General features: G+C 70.4%; 17 protein-coding genes, 1 tRNA gene and 1 riboswitch. Of the genes, 13 read left to right on the top strand and 5 right to left on the bottom strand.

Annotation, left to right across the window (positions count from 1 at the left end; genetic code table 11):
* Positions 1 to 35: 35 nt before the first annotated feature.
* The gene (locus ABZ923_RS02325; protein WP_361465634.1) at positions 36 to 581 is read right to left on the bottom strand and encodes a M23 family metallopeptidase; all 546 of its coding nucleotides are present in this window, start codon (positions 579 to 581) and stop codon (positions 36 to 38) included.
* Positions 582 to 856: 275 nt separating this feature from the next.
* On the opposite strand from ABZ923_RS02325, the gene rpsB reads away from it, so the two are divergent.
* The 8 genes from rpsB (at position 857) to ABZ923_RS02365 (ending at position 7,630) form a co-directional block, all read left to right on the top strand.
* Entirely contained in the window at positions 857 to 1,735 is an 879-nt protein-coding gene (gene rpsB / locus ABZ923_RS02330; RefSeq protein ID WP_361465636.1) for a 30S ribosomal protein S2, read from the top strand.
* 158 nt (positions 1,736 to 1,893) lie between these two features.
* Positions 1,894 to 2,730 carry a translation elongation factor Ts gene (gene tsf, locus ABZ923_RS02335; RefSeq protein ID WP_361465639.1) on the top strand — a complete coding sequence of 279 codons (837 nt, stop codon included), beginning with the start codon at positions 1,894 to 1,896 and terminating at the stop codon, positions 2,728 to 2,730.
* A 204-nt stretch (positions 2,731 to 2,934) separates the two neighbouring features.
* Positions 2,935 to 3,693, top strand: coding sequence for a UMP kinase (gene pyrH / locus ABZ923_RS02340; RefSeq protein WP_059252851.1), 759 nt, complete (start codon positions 2,935 to 2,937; stop codon positions 3,691 to 3,693).
* 175 nt (positions 3,694 to 3,868) lie between these two features.
* Complete coding sequence (gene frr, locus ABZ923_RS02345) at positions 3,869 to 4,426, top strand: ribosome recycling factor (RefSeq protein WP_189981158.1); 558 nt, start codon at positions 3,869 to 3,871, stop codon at positions 4,424 to 4,426.
* Positions 4,426 to 5,568: a phosphatidate cytidylyltransferase gene (locus tag ABZ923_RS02350; protein WP_361465643.1), complete on the top strand. Its 1,143-nt coding sequence runs from the start codon at positions 4,426 to 4,428 to the stop codon at positions 5,566 to 5,568. The genes frr and ABZ923_RS02350 overlap by 1 nt, the downstream gene beginning before the upstream one ends.
* Positions 5,569 to 5,844: 276 nt before the next feature.
* Entirely contained in the window at positions 5,845 to 7,104 is a 1,260-nt protein-coding gene (locus ABZ923_RS02355) for a cytochrome P450 (protein ID WP_361465645.1), read from the top strand.
* Positions 7,105 to 7,145: 41 nt separating this feature from the next.
* Positions 7,146 to 7,334, top strand: a complete 189-nt coding sequence (locus ABZ923_RS02360; protein WP_361465647.1) for a hypothetical protein — start codon at positions 7,146 to 7,148, stop codon at positions 7,332 to 7,334.
* A gap of 2 nt (positions 7,335 to 7,336) precedes the next feature.
* On the top strand, positions 7,337 to 7,630 hold the full coding sequence (locus tag ABZ923_RS02365) for a DUF3592 domain-containing protein (protein WP_361465649.1): 294 nt from the start codon (positions 7,337 to 7,339) through the stop codon (positions 7,628 to 7,630).
* Here ABZ923_RS02365 and ABZ923_RS02370 read toward each other — a convergent pair.
* Positions 7,608 to 7,874 (bottom strand): hypothetical protein, encoded by a 267-nt coding sequence (locus ABZ923_RS02370; protein WP_361465652.1) that lies wholly within the window; start codon positions 7,872 to 7,874, stop codon positions 7,608 to 7,610. The two genes, ABZ923_RS02365 and ABZ923_RS02370, sit on opposite strands and share 23 nt — an antisense overlap.
* Before the next feature lie 30 nt (positions 7,875 to 7,904).
* On the opposite strand from ABZ923_RS02370, the gene ABZ923_RS02375 reads away from it, so the two are divergent.
* Entirely contained in the window at positions 7,905 to 8,204 is a 300-nt protein-coding gene (locus ABZ923_RS02375; protein WP_361465654.1) for a hypothetical protein, read from the top strand.
* Positions 8,205 to 8,343: 139 nt separating this feature from the next.
* On the opposite strand, the gene ABZ923_RS02380 is transcribed toward ABZ923_RS02375, so the two are convergent.
* From ABZ923_RS02380 to ABZ923_RS02390, 3 genes are all read right to left on the bottom strand, one after another.
* Positions 8,344 to 8,490, bottom strand: coding sequence for a hypothetical protein (locus ABZ923_RS02380; RefSeq protein ID WP_361465657.1), 147 nt, complete (start codon positions 8,488 to 8,490; stop codon positions 8,344 to 8,346).
* A 173-nt stretch (positions 8,491 to 8,663) separates the two neighbouring features.
* Positions 8,664 to 8,741: transfer RNA gene (locus ABZ923_RS02385), tRNA-OTHER, on the bottom strand.
* A complete protein-coding gene (locus tag ABZ923_RS02390; RefSeq protein ID WP_361465659.1) occupies positions 8,714 to 9,391 on the bottom strand; it encodes a hypothetical protein in 678 nt (225 codons plus the stop codon). Before ABZ923_RS02390 ends, ABZ923_RS02385 begins: the two co-directional genes overlap by 28 nt.
* Before the next feature lie 633 nt (positions 9,392 to 10,024).
* Here ABZ923_RS02390 and rlmN point away from each other — a divergent pair.
* The 4 genes from rlmN (at position 10,025) to ABZ923_RS02410 (ending at position 15,101) form a co-directional block, all read left to right on the top strand.
* On the top strand, positions 10,025 to 11,131 hold the full coding sequence (gene rlmN / locus ABZ923_RS02395) for a 23S rRNA (adenine(2503)-C(2))-methyltransferase RlmN (RefSeq protein WP_361465661.1): 1,107 nt from the start codon (positions 10,025 to 10,027) through the stop codon (positions 11,129 to 11,131).
* A 41-nt stretch (positions 11,132 to 11,172) separates the two neighbouring features.
* A riboswitch (TPP riboswitch) is annotated at positions 11,173 to 11,279 on the top strand.
* Between the two features lie 82 nt (positions 11,280 to 11,361).
* Positions 11,362 to 12,435 (top strand): thiamine ABC transporter substrate-binding protein, encoded by a 1,074-nt coding sequence (locus tag ABZ923_RS02400; RefSeq protein WP_361465664.1) that lies wholly within the window; start codon positions 11,362 to 11,364, stop codon positions 12,433 to 12,435.
* A gap of 44 nt (positions 12,436 to 12,479) precedes the next feature.
* Complete coding sequence (locus ABZ923_RS02405) at positions 12,480 to 14,081, top strand: iron ABC transporter permease (RefSeq protein WP_361465667.1); 1,602 nt, start codon at positions 12,480 to 12,482, stop codon at positions 14,079 to 14,081.
* On the top strand, positions 14,082 to 15,101 hold the full coding sequence (locus ABZ923_RS02410; RefSeq protein ID WP_361465669.1) for an ABC transporter ATP-binding protein: 1,020 nt from the start codon (positions 14,082 to 14,084) through the stop codon (positions 15,099 to 15,101).
* Positions 15,102 to 15,111 lie beyond the last annotated feature (10 nt).

The raw sequence follows: 15,111 nt of genomic DNA on the forward strand, positions 1-15,111 counted from the left end.
TCCCGCCGGGGGCGGACGTTCCGCCCCACCCCGCCTCATGGCGTGACCGGCAGCAGTCGCGACGGTCCCCTCGCCAGCAGCCACGGTGGGAGCAGGGACAGGGGGTTCAGGTAGCCCTCGCCGCGCAGCAGGCCCCAGTGGACGCACGGTGCCGGCCCGCAGTGGGAGCCGGTGGCCTCCACCGACCCCACCACGTCGCCCGCCGCCACCTCGTCCCCCTTCGCCACCGACGGGCGCACCGGCTCGTACGTGGTGCGCAGGTCCGTGCCGGTCAGGGCCACCGAGACCACGCCCCGCCCGGCCACCCGGCCCGCGAACAGCACCCGGCCGGCCGCCACCGCCCGCACCGGCGCCCCGGGCGGGGCGGCGAGGTCGACACCCCGGTGCCCGGGGCCGTACACCGTCGCCGGCGGCTCCCAGCCGCGCCGCACCGGTGGCCGTACGCCCACCGGCCAGGCGCGGCCGAGGGCCGGGACCGGCGCCTCCCCGGACGGCGGCGGGGGGTCCGCCCGGGCCGGCGGGGTGAGCAGGGACGCCGCCGACGCCAGCAGCAGAGCCGTCCACACCATCGCGTATCGCATGCCCCACACGGTCGCGCACCCCCGCCGATCAGCGCCGGACCCTGTGGACCACTCGCCGGTTGTGGACAGTGGCGTCACCCGGTACCTCGACGGTCCCGTACACTTCTTCTGGCGATCCGGGTCACCGGGTCGACTTCGCACGCCCCGGTACGGCAGCCGGCAACGGTTCGTACCAAGCGCCCCTCGGTCCCTCGTGGCACGGCGCATCGCGGGCGTCAGGCGCGGCCGCCGTCCGGCGGGCGCGGCACAACCGAGAACACCAAGGAGAAACGGCCATGGCCGTCGTCACGATGCGGGAGCTGCTGGAGAGCGGCGTCCACTTCGGTCACCAGACCCGTCGCTGGAACCCGAAGATGAAGCGCTTCATCTTCACCGAGCGCAACGGCATCTACATCATCGACCTGCTCCAGTCGCTGTCGTACATCGACCGCGCCTACGAGTTCGTCAAGGAGACCGTCGCCCACGGCGGCACGGTCATGTTCGTCGGCACGAAGAAGCAGGCGCAGGAGGCCATCGCCGAGCAGGCCACCCGCGTCGGCATGCCCTACGTCAACCAGCGCTGGCTGGGCGGCATGCTCACCAACTTCTCGACCGTCTACAAGCGTCTGCAGCGCCTCAAGGAGCTCGAGCAGATCGACTTCGAGGACGTCGCCGCGTCCGGTCTGACCAAGAAGGAGCTTCTCGTGCTCTCGCGCGAGAAGGCCAAGCTGGAGAAGACCCTCGGTGGTATCCGCGAGATGCAGAAGGTGCCCAGCGCCGTCTGGATCGTGGACACCAAGAAGGAGCACATCGCCGTTGGTGAGGCCCGGAAGCTGAACATTCCGGTCGTCGCGATCCTCGACACCAACTGCGACCCCGACGAGGTCGACTACAAGATCCCGGGCAACGACGACGCGATCCGCTCCGTCACCCTGCTCACCCGCGTGATCGCCGACGCCGTCGCCGAGGGCCTCATCGCCCGCTCCGGCGTCGCCACCGGCGACAAGGGCGAGAAGGCCGCGGGCGAGCCGCTCGCCGAGTGGGAGCGCGACCTGCTCGAGGGTGAGAAGAAGGACGAGGCTCCGGCCGCCGAGGCCGAGAAGCCGGCCGAGGCCGAGGCCGCTGCCGAGGCTCCGGCTGCCGAGGCTCCGGCCGCCGAGGCCGAGCAGGCCTGACGCCGAACCGTCAGCGTTCGACGGCGGGGGCGGGACATGGCTCCGCCCCCGCTGTTCACCCGTAGGTCGGCACGACGTACGCGTTCCCCGTCACCGTGGGGAACGCAGACGTGCGGATCCAGAAGATCTCCCAGACTTCGAGAAAGACTCACAGACTCATGGCGAACTACACCGCCGCCGACGTCAAGAAGCTCCGTGAGCTGACCGGCGCCGGCATGATGGACTGCAAGAAGGCGCTGGACGAGGCCGAGGGCAACGTCGAGAAGGCCGTCGAGGCGCTGCGCATCAAGGGCCAGAAGGGCGTCGCCAAGCGCGAGGGCCGCTCCGCCGAGAACGGCGCCGTGGTCTCCATCATCGCCGACGACAACTCCTCCGGCGTCCTCGTCGAGCTGAAGTGCGAGACGGACTTCGTCGCCAAGGGCGAGAAGTTCCAGGCCGTGGCCAACGCCATCGCCGAGCACGTCGCCAAGACGAACCCGGCCGACCTCGAGGCCCTGCTCGCCTCCGAGATCGAGTCCGGCAAGACCGTCCAGGCGTTCGTGGACGAGGCCAACGCCAACCTCGGCGAGAAGATCGTCCTGGACCGCTTCGCGCAGTTCGCCGACGGCTACGTCACCGCCTACATGCACCGCACCATGCCCGACCTGCCCCCGCAGATCGGTGTCCTGGTCGAGCTGGACAAGCCGAACGCCGAGGTCGCCAAGGGCGTCGCCCAGCACATCGCCGCCTTCGCGCCGAAGTACCTCTCCAAGGAGGACATCCCGGCCGAGGTCGTCGAGTCCGAGCGCCGCATCGCCGAGGAGACCACCCGCGCCGAGGGCAAGCCCGAGGCCGCGATCGCCAAGATCGTCGAGGGTCGCCTGAACGGCTTCTTCAAGGACGCCACGCTGCTCGGCCAGCCGTACGCCCTGGACAACAAGAAGTCGGTCCAGAAGGTCCTGGACGAGGCCGGTGTCACCCTGAAGCGCTTCTCGCGCATCAAGGTCGGCATCTGAGTCCGTACCGCGATCGACCGCGACCCGGCGAGAGATTCTCGATAGGGTCGAGAGCAGTCGTCCGCGCACACCGCCACACCCCGGCGTGAGGCGGACGGCAGCAGATCTGACGAGGAGGCCATTGCCGCGTATGGGAGCGAAAAGCAACCCCACCGGCAATGGCCTTCTTCGTATGTGCAACACGTGAAAGAGGCGGGATCCCCCATGACGACCAAGGCCCAGAAGAGCGACGACGGCAAAGTACGCGGCCGGTTTCTGCTGAAGCTGTCCGGAGAGGCCTTCTCCGGTGGCGGGGGCCTGGGCGTCGACCCGGACGTGGTGCACAAGATCGCCCGTGAGATCGCGGCCGTCGTGCGCGACGGCGCCCAGATCGCGGTCGTCATCGGCGGCGGCAACTTCTTCCGCGGCGCCGAACTCCAGCAGCGCGGCATGGACCGCGCCCGCTCCGACTACATGGGCATGCTCGGCACCGTGATGAACTGCCTCGCCCTCCAGGACTTCCTGGAGAAGGAGGGCATCCAGTCCCGCGTGCAGACCGCCATCACCATGGGCCAGGTCGCCGAGCCGTACATCCCGCTGCGCGCCGTGCGCCACCTGGAGAAGGGGCGCGTGGTCATCTTCGGCGCCGGTATGGGCATGCCCTACTTCTCCACCGACACCACCGCCGCCCAGCGCGCCCTGGAGATCGACGCCGAGGCGCTGCTCATGGGCAAGAACGGCGTGGACGGGGTCTACGACTCCGACCCCAAGACCAACCCCGACGCCGTCAAGTTCGACGCCCTCGGCTACGGCGAGGTCATCACCCGTGACCTCAAGGTCGCCGACGCCACCGCCATCACGCTGTGCCGCGACAACAAGCTCCCGATCCTGGTCTTCGAGCTTCTCGCGGAGGGCAATATCGCCCGCGCCGTCAAGGGTGAGAAGATCGGCACTCTGGTGGGTGACGAGGGCAGCCGGGACTGACCCGGGATCAACCCGGCCGGCCGGTGCGGCCCTGTGAGGGGGCCGGACCCCGGCCGGGGGATGGACAATGTCCTGCCGGTCGGGAACCGTGCAGGAAGAAGACGCGACGCAGCCGGCCGCCGACCGACTTCAGGAACCGCAGCCGGGCCTTACTCAAGACACGCAGGAGCAAGTGGTGATCGAAGAGACCCTCCTCGAGGCCGAGGAGAAGATGGAGAAGGCCGTCGTGGTCGCCAAGGAGGACTTCGCCGCGATCCGCACCGGGCGTGCGCACCCGGCGATGTTCAACAAGATCGTGGCCGACTACTACGGTGCCCTGACGCCGATCAACCAGCTGGCCTCGTTCTCCGTGCCGGAGCCGCGCATGGCGGTCGTGACCCCGTTCGACAAGAGCGCGCTGCGCAACATCGAGCAGGCGATCCGCGACTCCGACCTGGGCGTCAACCCCAGCAACGACGGCAACATCATCCGGGTGGTGTTCCCCGAGCTGACCGAGGAGCGCCGCCGCGAGTACATCAAGGTCGCCAAGGGCAAGGGCGAGGACGCCAAGGTGTCCATCCGCTCCGTGCGCCGCAAGGCCAAGGACGCCATCGACAAGCTGATCAAGGACGGTGAGGTCGGCGAGGACGAGGGCCGTCGTGCGGAGAAGGAGCTCGACGACACCACGGCGAAGTACGTCGCCCAGGTGGACGAGCTCCTCAAGCACAAGGAAGCGGAGCTGCTCGAAGTCTGATGAGCGACTCTTCCTGGGGAGCGCCGCCAGCGGCGGGCCAGGCCGGGTACTGGGGGACCGCCGGGGGCGGCCCCGCCCAGCCTGTCCCGGGGGCCGTCCCGGCGGGTCCCGCGTACGATGCGCCTGAGGCGCAGCAGACTCGCCCCATGCCCATCGTGCCCGACGTACCCGCGTACGGCGGAGACCAGGACGACGACCGGGGGGCCGCTCGGCTGAGCGGCCCCTTGTTCCGAGACGAGACGTTGCAGGCCCGGGAACTCCCGGCCGAGAACCAGAACCCGGAGCCCATGTCCGACGCCCCGCAGCCGGCGCCAGCGCCGCAGAAGAAGAGCGCGGGCCGTGACCTGAGCGCGGCCATAGGCGTCGGGGTCGGGCTCGGTGTGGTGATCATCGCCTCCCTGTTCATCGTCAAGGCCGTGTTCGTCGGCGTGGTCGCGGTCGCCGTGGTCGTCGGCCTGTGGGAGCTGACCAGCAGGCTCCAGGAGCGCAGGGGCATCAAGGCGCCGCTGGTGCCGCTCGCGCTCGGCGGTGCGGCGATGGTCGTCGCCGGCTACGTGCGCGGTGCCGAGGGCGCGTGGGTCGCCATGGCGCTGACGGCCCTGGCCACGCTGGTCTGGCGCATGACGGAACCACCCGAGGGCTACCTCAAGGACGTCACGGCCGGTGTCTTCGCCGCGTTCTACGTGCCCTTCCTGGCCACGTTCGTCGCGCTGATGCTCACCGCCGCCGACGGCCCGTGGCGGGTGCTCACCTTCCTGCTGCTGACGGTCGTCAGCGACACCGGTGCCTACGCGGTCGGCTGGCGGTTCGGCAGGCACAAGCTCGCGCCGCGCATCAGCCCCGGCAAGACCCGCGAGGGTCTGCTGGGCGCGGTGCTGTTCGCGATGGTCGCGGGCGCGCTGTGCATGCAGTTCCTGATCGACGGCGGCAGCTGGTGGCAGGGTCTGCTGCTGGGCCTCGCGGTGGCGGCCAGCGCCACGCTGGGCGACCTCGGCGAGTCCATGATCAAGCGGGACCTGGGCATCAAGGACATGGGCACCCTGCTCCCCGGGCACGGCGGCATCATGGACCGGCTCGACTCGCTGCTGCCGACGGCTCCGGTGGTGTGGCTGCTCATGGTGGTCTTCGTCGGCTCGGCGTGAGCGGTACGGCGCCACGCGGTACGGCCTTCCGGCCCCCGTCCTGAACGCAGGGCGGGGGCCGTCGTCGTACCCGGGGACAACCCGTACCCGGTCCTGGATCGGCACCCGTACCCGCCCCGGATCCGCACCCGTACCCGCCCCGGATCCGCCCCGGATCCGCCCCGGATCCGCACCCGGATGCCGCAGCACGAATCGGCGGCCGGGACCCGCGCGCGGCAGACTCCCTCACAGGGCGGCGGTACCGCCGCCCTGGCGACGCAGCAGGGAGTGTGCCCCATGCCCCTCGACCCCGCCCCGCCCGACCGCGCCCCCGCCCCCACGCCGCCCGGCAGGGCCGCCGCACCGCCGGTGCGCTTCTGGCCCGTCGAGGACCTGCCCGGACTCCACCCCGACCCCTTCCTGGACGAGCTGCTGCGCGAGGAACCGGTCACCCGGATCAGGCTGCCGTACGGCGAGGGGCACGCCTGGCTGGTCACCCGGTACGAGGACGTCCGCTTCGTCACCTCCGACCCGCGCTTCTCCCGGGAACGGGTCGTCGGCCGCGACGTCACCAGCATGCGCCCGGTGCCGGTGGCCTCCCAGACGGCGGGCCTGCAGTACATCGATCCGCCCCGGCACACGCGGCTGCGCCGGGTCGTGGCCCGCGCGTTCACCGGCCGGAGCATGCAGCGGATGCGGCCGCTCGCCGAGCGCCGGGCCGCCGAACTGCTCGACGGGATGCGGCGCGCCGGCCCGCCCGCCGACCTCGTGGAGCACCTGCACGGCCCGTTCCCGCTCGCCGTGCTCCGCGACTTCCTCGGGGCCGACGAGAAGGACTGGCAGGGCTGGACGGAGGCGGGCGAGGCCCTGCTGTCCGCGGGCGCCGGGGCCGAGGAGCGGGCCCGGGAGGCCGCCCGGGTCACCCGTGCCCGGCTCACCGAGCTGCTCCGGCGCCGTCGTACGGAACCCCGCGACGACCTGGCCGGGGTGCTGGCGCAGGCCGCGGCGACGGGCGAGATCACCGACGACGAGGCCCTCTCCCTCGCCATCGCCGTGCAGGTCAGCGGCGGCCACGCGGTCCGCAGCAACAGCGGTTCGATGATGTACGCGCTGCTCACCCACCCCGAGCAGCTTGACCGGTTGCGCCGGGAGCCGGAGCTGCTGCCCCGGGCGGTGGAGGAGCTGTTCCGCTACGTCCCGCACCGCAACGGCGTCGGCATCCCGCGGATCGCCACCGAGGACGTCGAGGTCGGCGGCCGGCTGATCCGGGCCGGTGACGTGGTCTACAACGCCTACGTCGCCGCCAACCGCGACCCCGCGGTGTTCTCCGACCCCGACGCCCTGGACTTCGACCGCGACGGCCCCGCCCACGTGGCCTTCGGTCACGGCCCGCACCACTGCCTGGCCGCCGTCATGGCCCGCATGGAGGCCGAGGTCATGATCGGCTCGGTCCTCGCCCGCTTCCCCGGCATCCGGCTGGCCGTGCCCCCGCAGAAGGTGCAGTTCCAGCGGCGGGGCCTGATCCGCGGACCGAGGACCCTGCCCGTGACGTGGTGAGGCGGTTCATGACAAGGTACGCGTGAACCAATGGGGGGAACATGATCTTTCTACTGCTCGGCGTCCTGGCCCTCGCCATCGGCGGATGCGTCTGCGTGGTCTGGGCGGAGCGCGGCGGCCCACGCTGGGTCCGCGGCGTCGCGCTCGTCACCCGCACGGCGGGCGAACTGCTGAGCAGCGCGCAGAAGAGCCGGGGCCGCAGGTCCGGCGGGGGCAGCGACGACGACTAGGTGTGAAGGGGCGGGGGGTCTGCGTCGGTCACTCCGTGCGGGACGGCAAGGTCAGCTGTCTCATCCGGTTCCGTGTCCCGGGCGGCGACCCGGTCACGTTCACCACTCCGCGCAGCTCCCAGGCCGACGCGGAGATCAGGCAGCGGGTCGACGTCATCTACGACCCGAGAAAGCCGAAGCGCGCAGTGATCGCTTACACGTTGCCCCAGGACGGAACCCCGGTCCGCCGCTTCCTGACCGGCACGGCGGTGATCTTCCTGCTCGCCCTCGCCATCAGGACGTACCTGGCCCTGTGACGGCGAGCTCGGCCGCGAGCTGCTGCGCGGCGGCCAGCATGCAGTCGCGCGGCACGATGACGGCCAGTTCGTCGGTACCGATGGACGCACCGAGCCGGCGCAGCTCCTCGGGGTCCGGCGCCTGGTCCGCCATGACGGCCTTGCCGATCACGAAGAAGTCGCCGTCCTCCCTCTCGAAGACGTCGGGACAGTTGTTCGCTCCGACCGACCCGCGCTCGGCGGGCGTCGATCCGATGCGGCGCATGAGGCTCCCTACGGTGACAGGATCGGTGTTATGAACACCAATACGGATTGGGTGTACCGGGTGTTCGAGCCGCACGGCTCCGAGGGCTGGCGCCCCTACGGCAGCGACCCCGACCGGTGGCAGGGCGCGATGACCGCCCCCGACTCCGCCGAGGGGGCCAAGCACGTCATCGGCCGCATCGTCGCCGACCTGATGACCGAGTGGGAGAGGACCGGCCTCCACCACGCGATGCACGTGCGGCTCTTCCTCTGGCACGACGAGGAGGGCGACCTGAAGGACGCGGACTTCGTCGTGGAGGTCCGGCCCCGGTCGGACTTCGACGCAGCGTGAGCGACGGCCACCGCCGAACGATCCCCGCGGGGCCGTCCAGGGCCGGAGAACTGATGTGCTCCGGGCACCAAGAAGCCCCCTACCAGCGATGTTCTCGCCAATAGGGGGCTCACTTGTGCCCGCTGGGCCGTCGTTGCTGTTAGGCCATTCCTAAGGGTCGTGCGGTCGCCTCAGTGTGTTCTTCCCAGGCCCGCTCCAGCTCTTGCTTTTGCGAGTTGGTCAGGATGCCGCGATCAAGGCCCAGCTGCAGAGCTTCGGCTACGATGCCGAGCTTCATCTTCGTCATGGCATCGACCATGCGATCTGAGTTGCGGGGGGTGCCGCGGTGCCCCCACTCCAGGTCCTCAGGGCGGAATGTCACAACTTCTCCGTCATGGCTCTCAAATGCGGCCTGCGTAATACGCACCTTTACCCGTGTTCGCCCCAGGCTCTCAACGACGCCATTCACTGCTCATCGTGCGGAGGCGGTGGGATTTGAACCCACGGTGACATCGCTGCCACGACGGTTTTCAAGACCGTGTACGGATCGACGCTCCCAAAGCGTCGAGTGCGCCCACGGCCGCGTGGACATGAGCCGGGCCGCGACGCAACCGTTCTCCTGCGCACCACCAGAACAGTCGCTCCTGTGCGTCCTCCCTTGGATGCATGCCCAGGCCATGCTCGGGGCACAGGGGCCACGCCTGCCACAGAAGCTCCATGACGGTCTCCTGCGCGGCTTCGGCGACGCTCGCCAGTGCAGAGGCAAGGCTGTGCTGTGAGTTCGGGTCCAGGTGATTGCCGTGCCACTCGCCGTTGGCCATGGCGACGTAGACGTTCTCTGGCTCATCCGCATCGTAGGACGGAAGGGCCAGCAGTTGCAGGGGTTCCAGCTGGGGAAGCGTCACCGCCAGGTCCCGGTTCAGAAGGGCGAGAGCCTGGTCCCACACCAGGTACTCGCCCGGCGAGACGCGGCGAGGCTCAGGAGGGTCGAAAAGAGCGCACATGAGCACCATCCGATGTCGACAGCCCCCGTGATCGACCTGATGAGGATGAGTGTAGGCCTCAAAGCCTTGGTGTCGTACAACCTTGTATCCGATACGACAGACCGATGCCTTTTGGGTGCGGCGTGCACTCATCGCGGCCATGTAATGGATCCGGCTGGTATTCGCGCCCTGTGTAAAAATGCCGATGCCGTTGTCCTGCCGCACCAGCTGGACTGCAAGAAGAACGTCGTGGTGAATCTCGATCTGTGATTCGCAGGCAGTGCGGGTTAGGTCGATTCCCTGGAACTTGCGCAGGGTGGGCTTGACAGCCTTCAGGACTTCTTTGCTCAGGCCGGTCGGGAAGCCACCACTTAATGCTTATCGACCCGTCCGAGTTCACGTTTCCCCCTCGCGCCCCGCTCGCGGCGTGACGAGTCACACCAGGGCATCATGCTGCGCCGATGGACGAGTACGCGTGAGTCCACGAGCCCTGCAGTGCCGGCCGCGGACTTGGATGAGGAGAGCTGGGCGGCAACCGTCGCGGCCCTGCCTGTCGGGGCTCGGATCGCCGAAGAGGACATCCGTTGCCAGCCCCGCTGGCAGCGATCACGGCCATGCCGCAGGGATGGGCCTCCCGGCTTTTGGGAACCTTCGTGAGCGGCGCGGTCCTCTGGCAGCCCACGACCACCAGCTCAGGGTCCGCCTCGACGAGTAGCGGGCGGCCCACGAGTGATCACCCCTGGGCCGTCCCTGGGCCGTCCGAGATCGCTCAACAGCGACCGGCGACGACCACTACCGACAGTCGTAGCGATCGACAGCCGCAGGTCACCCAAGTGGATCTGCGACACTGGTACAGCCATGCCTAAGCCCGGAGAACTCACATTCGTCGCGCCGCGCGGAGCCAAGAAGCCGCCGCGGCATCTCGCCGACCTCACGCCCGCTGAGCGCAAGGACGCGGTGGCCGGGATCGGTGAGAAGCCGTTCCGTGCCAAGCAGCTCTCGCAGCACTACTTCGCGCGGTACGCGCACGACCCGGAGCAGTGGACCGACATCCCCGCGGGGTCGCGTGCCAAGCTCCAGGAAGCGCTGTTCCCGGAGCTGATGACGGTCGTCCGGCACCTGTCCACCGACGAGGGGACCACGCGCAAGACGCTGTGGCGGCTGTTCGACGGGACGCTGGTCGAGTCTGTGCTGATGCGGTACCCGGACCGGGTCACCATGTGCATCAGCTCGCAGGCGGGCTGCGGGATGAACTGCCCGTTCTGCGCGACCGGCCAGGCGGGTCTGGACCGGAACCTGTCCACCGCCGAGATCGTGCACCAGATCGTCGACGGGATGCGGGCGCTGCGGGACGGCGAGGTGCCCGGCGGGCCCGCGCGGCTGTCCAACATCGTCTTCATGGGCATGGGGGAGCCGCTCGCCAACTACAAGCGAGTGGTGGGTGCCATCCGCGCGCTCACCGATCCCGCCCCGGACGGGCTCGGGCTGTCGCAGCGCGGGATCACCGTGTCCACGGTCGGGCTGGTGCCGGCCATCCACCGGTTCGCCGACGAGGGCTTCAAGTGCCGGCTGGCGATCTCCCTGCACGCGCCCGACGACGAGCTGCGCGACACCCTCGTCCCCGTGAACACGCGGTGGAAGGTGCGCGAGGTGCTGGACGCCGGGTTCGAGTACGTCGAGAAGTCGGGCCGCCGGCTGTCCATCGAGTACGCGCTCATCCGGGACATCAACGACCAGGCCTGGCGCGGTGACCGGCTCGGACGGCTGCTCAGGGGCAAGCCCGTGCACGTCAACCTCATCCCGCTGAACCCGACCCCGGGGTCGAAGTGGACCGCGTCCCGGCCCGAGGACGAGAAGGCGTTCGTCGAGGCCATCGCCGCCCACGGGGTGCCCGTGACCATCCGGGACACCCGCGGTCAGGAGATCGACGGGGCCTGCGGACAGCTCGCGGCCACCGAACGGTAATCTGACCCGGTCGGCACAACTTCATATCGGCCAACATCTGCATATTCCGACAGGGGAGCGCCACAGCGCTGAGAGTGCGGCAACCGGCCGCAGACCCTCTGAACCTCGCCCAGGTCATTCTGGGTAGGAAGTTCGGTCATCACTCAAGCTGTTGCGCCCTGCCCGGGCCTCCCTCGAAGGAGCCCGGGCAGGGCCGCGTCTCTTCCTGGCCAACCCCAGGAGGACATCCAGTGCACAACAAGACCCTCGTGGCCGTCGCGGTCGGGCTCGGCCTGACCACACTGTCCGCATGCGGCTCGACGGACACCGGCAGCCACACGGACTCCAAGACCGTCACCCTGGTCAGCCACAACTCGTGGGCCGTCTCCAAGAAGGTCCTCAAGGACTTCGAGAAGCGGTCCGGGTACAAGGTCCGGGTCCTCAAGGACGGCGACGCCGGGCAGGCCGTCAACAAGGCGATCCTGACCAAGGACAACCCGCAGGGCGACGTCTTCTTCGGCGTCGACAACACCCTGCTCTCCCGCGCCCTCGACAACGGCCTCTTCCAGCCGTACACCGCCAAGGGCCTGGACAAGGTCGGCGCCGCCTACCAGCTCGACAAGGACAAGCACCGGGTCACGCCGATCGACCACGGCGACATCTGCGTCAACTACGACAAGGCGTACTTCAGCGAGCACAGGCTGACCCCGCCGCGGTCCTTCGCCGACCTGGCCAAGCCGCAGTACAAGAACCTCCTCGTCACGGAGAACGCCGCCACCTCCTCGCCCGGCCTCGGCTTCCTGCTCGGCAGCGCCGCGCAGTTCGGCGACGACGGATGGCAGGACTACTGGAAGAAGCTCAAGGCGAACGGCGTCAAGGTCGTCGACGGCTGGGACCAGGCCTACTACCAGGAGTTCTCGGGATCGTCGGAGGGGAAGAAGGCCGGCGGCGACCGGCCGCTCGTCGTGTCGTACGCCTCCTCGCCGCCCGCCGAGGTGATCTACGCCAAGAAGCGGCCCAGCACCGCCCCGACCGGCGTCGCGACCGGCACCTGCTTCCGGCAGATCGAGTTCGCCGGGCTGCTGGGCAACGCGAAGAACCCCAAGGGTGCCAAGGCCTTCATCGACTTCCTGGTCTCCAAGGAGTTCCAGGAGGACATGCCGCTGAAGATGTTCGTGTACCCGGTGCGGCAGGGTGCCGAGGTCCCGGCCGACTTCACCCGGTACGGGCCGGCCGCCGAGGACCCCGCGACCATGGCCCCCGGCAGGATCGCCGCCAACCGTGATCAGTGGGTCAAGTCGTGGACCTCGCTCGTACTGAAGTAGCGACCCGCAAGCGTCGCAGGGGGAACGCGGCGCGGCTCGGCCTCATGGCCGTGCCCGTCGCGTTCTTCGCGCTGTTCTTCGCCTGGCCCGTCGCCGCGATCATCGCGCGCGGGCTGAAGACGGACGGCACCTGGCGGTTCGGGCGGATCGCGGACGTCGTCACGCAGCCGGACATCCGGCACGTGCTGTGGTTCACCACCTGGCAGGCGCTCGCCTCCACCGCGCTCACCCTGCTGCTCGCCCTGCCCGCCGCCTATGTCCTCGCCCGCCTGGACTTCCCGGGCCGGCAGTTGCTGCGGGCCGTCGTCACCGTCCCGTTCGTGCTGCCGACCGTCGTCGCCGGCAGCGCCTTCCTCGCGCTGGTCGGCCGCCACGGTCTGCTCGACCAGCTGTGGGGCGTACGGCTGGACACCACGGTGTGGGCGATCCTGCTGGCCCACGTCTTCTTCAACTACGCGGTCGTCGTCCGCACGGTCGGCGGGCTGTGGGCCCAGCTCGACCCCCGGCAGGAGGAGGCCGCCCGGATGCTGGGCGCCTCGCCGTCGGCGGCCTGGCGGAAGGTCACCCTGCCCGCGCTCGCGCCCGCCGTGGCCGCCGCCGCCCTGATGGTCTTCCTGTTCACCTTCACCTCCTTCGGCGTGGTGCAGATCCTCGGCGGTCCCACCTTCTCCACCGTCGAAGTGGAGATCTACCGGCAGACCTCCGAGGTGTTCGACCTGTCCACGGCCGCCGTCCTCACCCTCGTCCAGTTCGCGGCCGTCGGCGCGATCCTCGTCGTGCACGCCTGGACGGTACGGCGCCGGGAGACGGCCCTGCGGCTGGTGGACCCGAACACGACCGTCCGGCGCCCGCGCGGCGCCGGCCAGTGGGCGCTGCTCGCCGGCGTCCTCGCCACCATCGCCCTGCTGCTGGTCCTGCCGCTCGCCGTCCTCGTCCGCCGCTCCCTCGACGCGCCCGGCCTCGGCTACTACCGGGCGCTGACCGACGCCGACGGCGGTACGTTCCTGGTGGCGCCCGTGCACGCGGTGTGGACCTCGCTGGAGTACGCCGTCGCCGCTACCGCCATCGCCGTGGTGATCGGAGGTCTCGCCGCCGCCGCGCTGGCCCGCCGGGACGCCGGACGGCTGGTGCGGGGCTTCGACGCGCTGCTGATGCTGCCGCTCGGGGTGTCCGCCGTGACCGTCGGCTTCGGCTTCCTGATCGCGCTCGACAAGCCGCCGCTGGACCTGCGCCAGTCCTGGATCCTGGTGCCGCTCGCCCAAGCGCTGGTCGGCGCCCCCTTCGTCGTACGGACCATGCTGCCGGTGCTGCGCGCGGTGGACGTACGGCTCCGGGAGGCGGCGACGGTGCTCGGGGCCTCGCCCTGGCGGGTGTGGCGGGAGGTGGACCTGCCGCTGGTGCGGCGGGCGCTGCTGGTCGCTGCCGGGTTCGCGTTCGCCGTGTCGCTGGGCGAGTTCGGGGCGACCGTGTTCATCGCCCGGCCCGACAACCCCACGCTCCCGGTCGCCGTGGCCCGGCTGCTGAGCCGCCCCGGTGACCTCAACTACGGCCAGGCGATGGCCCTTTCGACGATTCTGATGGTGGTGTGCGCGGCCGCGCTGCTGATCCTGGAGCGGCTGCGCACCGACCGGACGGGGGAGTTCTAGATGCTGCTGAGGCTGGATGGCGCGACCGTGCGCTTCGGCGGGCGGGCCGTGCTCGACGGCGTCGGCCTGGAGGTCGCCGAGCACGAGGTGGTGTGCGTCCTCGGGCCGAGCGGCAGCGGGAAGTCGACCCTGCTGCGGGTGGTGGCGGGGCTGCAACCCCTGCACTCCGGACGGGTGTCGCTGGACGGCCGCGACCAGGCGGGGGTGCCCGCGCACCGGCGCGGGGTCGGGCTGATGTTCCAGGACCACCAGCTCTTCCCGCAGCGGGACGTCGGCGCGAACGTGGCGTTCGGGCTGCGCATGCACGGCGTCGCCAAGGGCGAACGGGACGCCGAGGTCGGCCAGTTGCTGGAGCTGGTCGGGCTGCCGGGGGCCGCCCGGCGGGCCGTGGCCTCCCTGTCCGGCGGCGAGCAGCAGCGGGTGGCCCTCGCCCGGGCGCTCGCGCCCCGGCCCCGGCTGCTCATGCTGGACGAGCCGCTCGGCCAGCTCGACCGCTCGCTGCGGGAGCGGCTGGTGGTCGAACTGCGGGAGTTGTTCGGCCGGTTGGGCACCACCGTGCTCGCCGTCACCCACGACCAGGGCGAGGCGTTCGCGCTGGCCGACCGGGTGGTGGTGATGCGCGACGGGCGGATCGCGCAGACCGGGACGCCGCTGGAGGTGTGGCAGCGGCCCGCCGACGCGTTCGTGGCCCGCTTCCTCGGCTTCGAGAACGTGGTCCCGGCGACCGTCGCCGGGACGGCCGCCGACAGCCCGTGGGGCAAGCTGCCGGTGCCGGACGGCTCCGCGCAGGGCAGCCGTACGGTCCTCGTCCGGCCGGCCGGGGTCCGGCTGGTGCCGGCCGACCAGGGCCTGCCCTGCACGGTGACGGCCCGTACCTTCAAGGGCACGCATGTGGCCGTCCACCTCCAGCCGGCGGACGGCCCGCGACTGGAGGCGGCCTGCGCGCTGCGGGACGCGCCCGAGCCCGGCGCCCCGGTCGGCGTGGAGTTCGACGTGGCCGAAACCCTCGTACTGGACTGATCGCCCGACC

Source organism: Streptomyces sp. NPDC046881 (genome assembly GCF_040645015.1).
Lineage (GTDB): Bacteria > Actinomycetota > Actinomycetes > Streptomycetales > Streptomycetaceae > Streptomyces.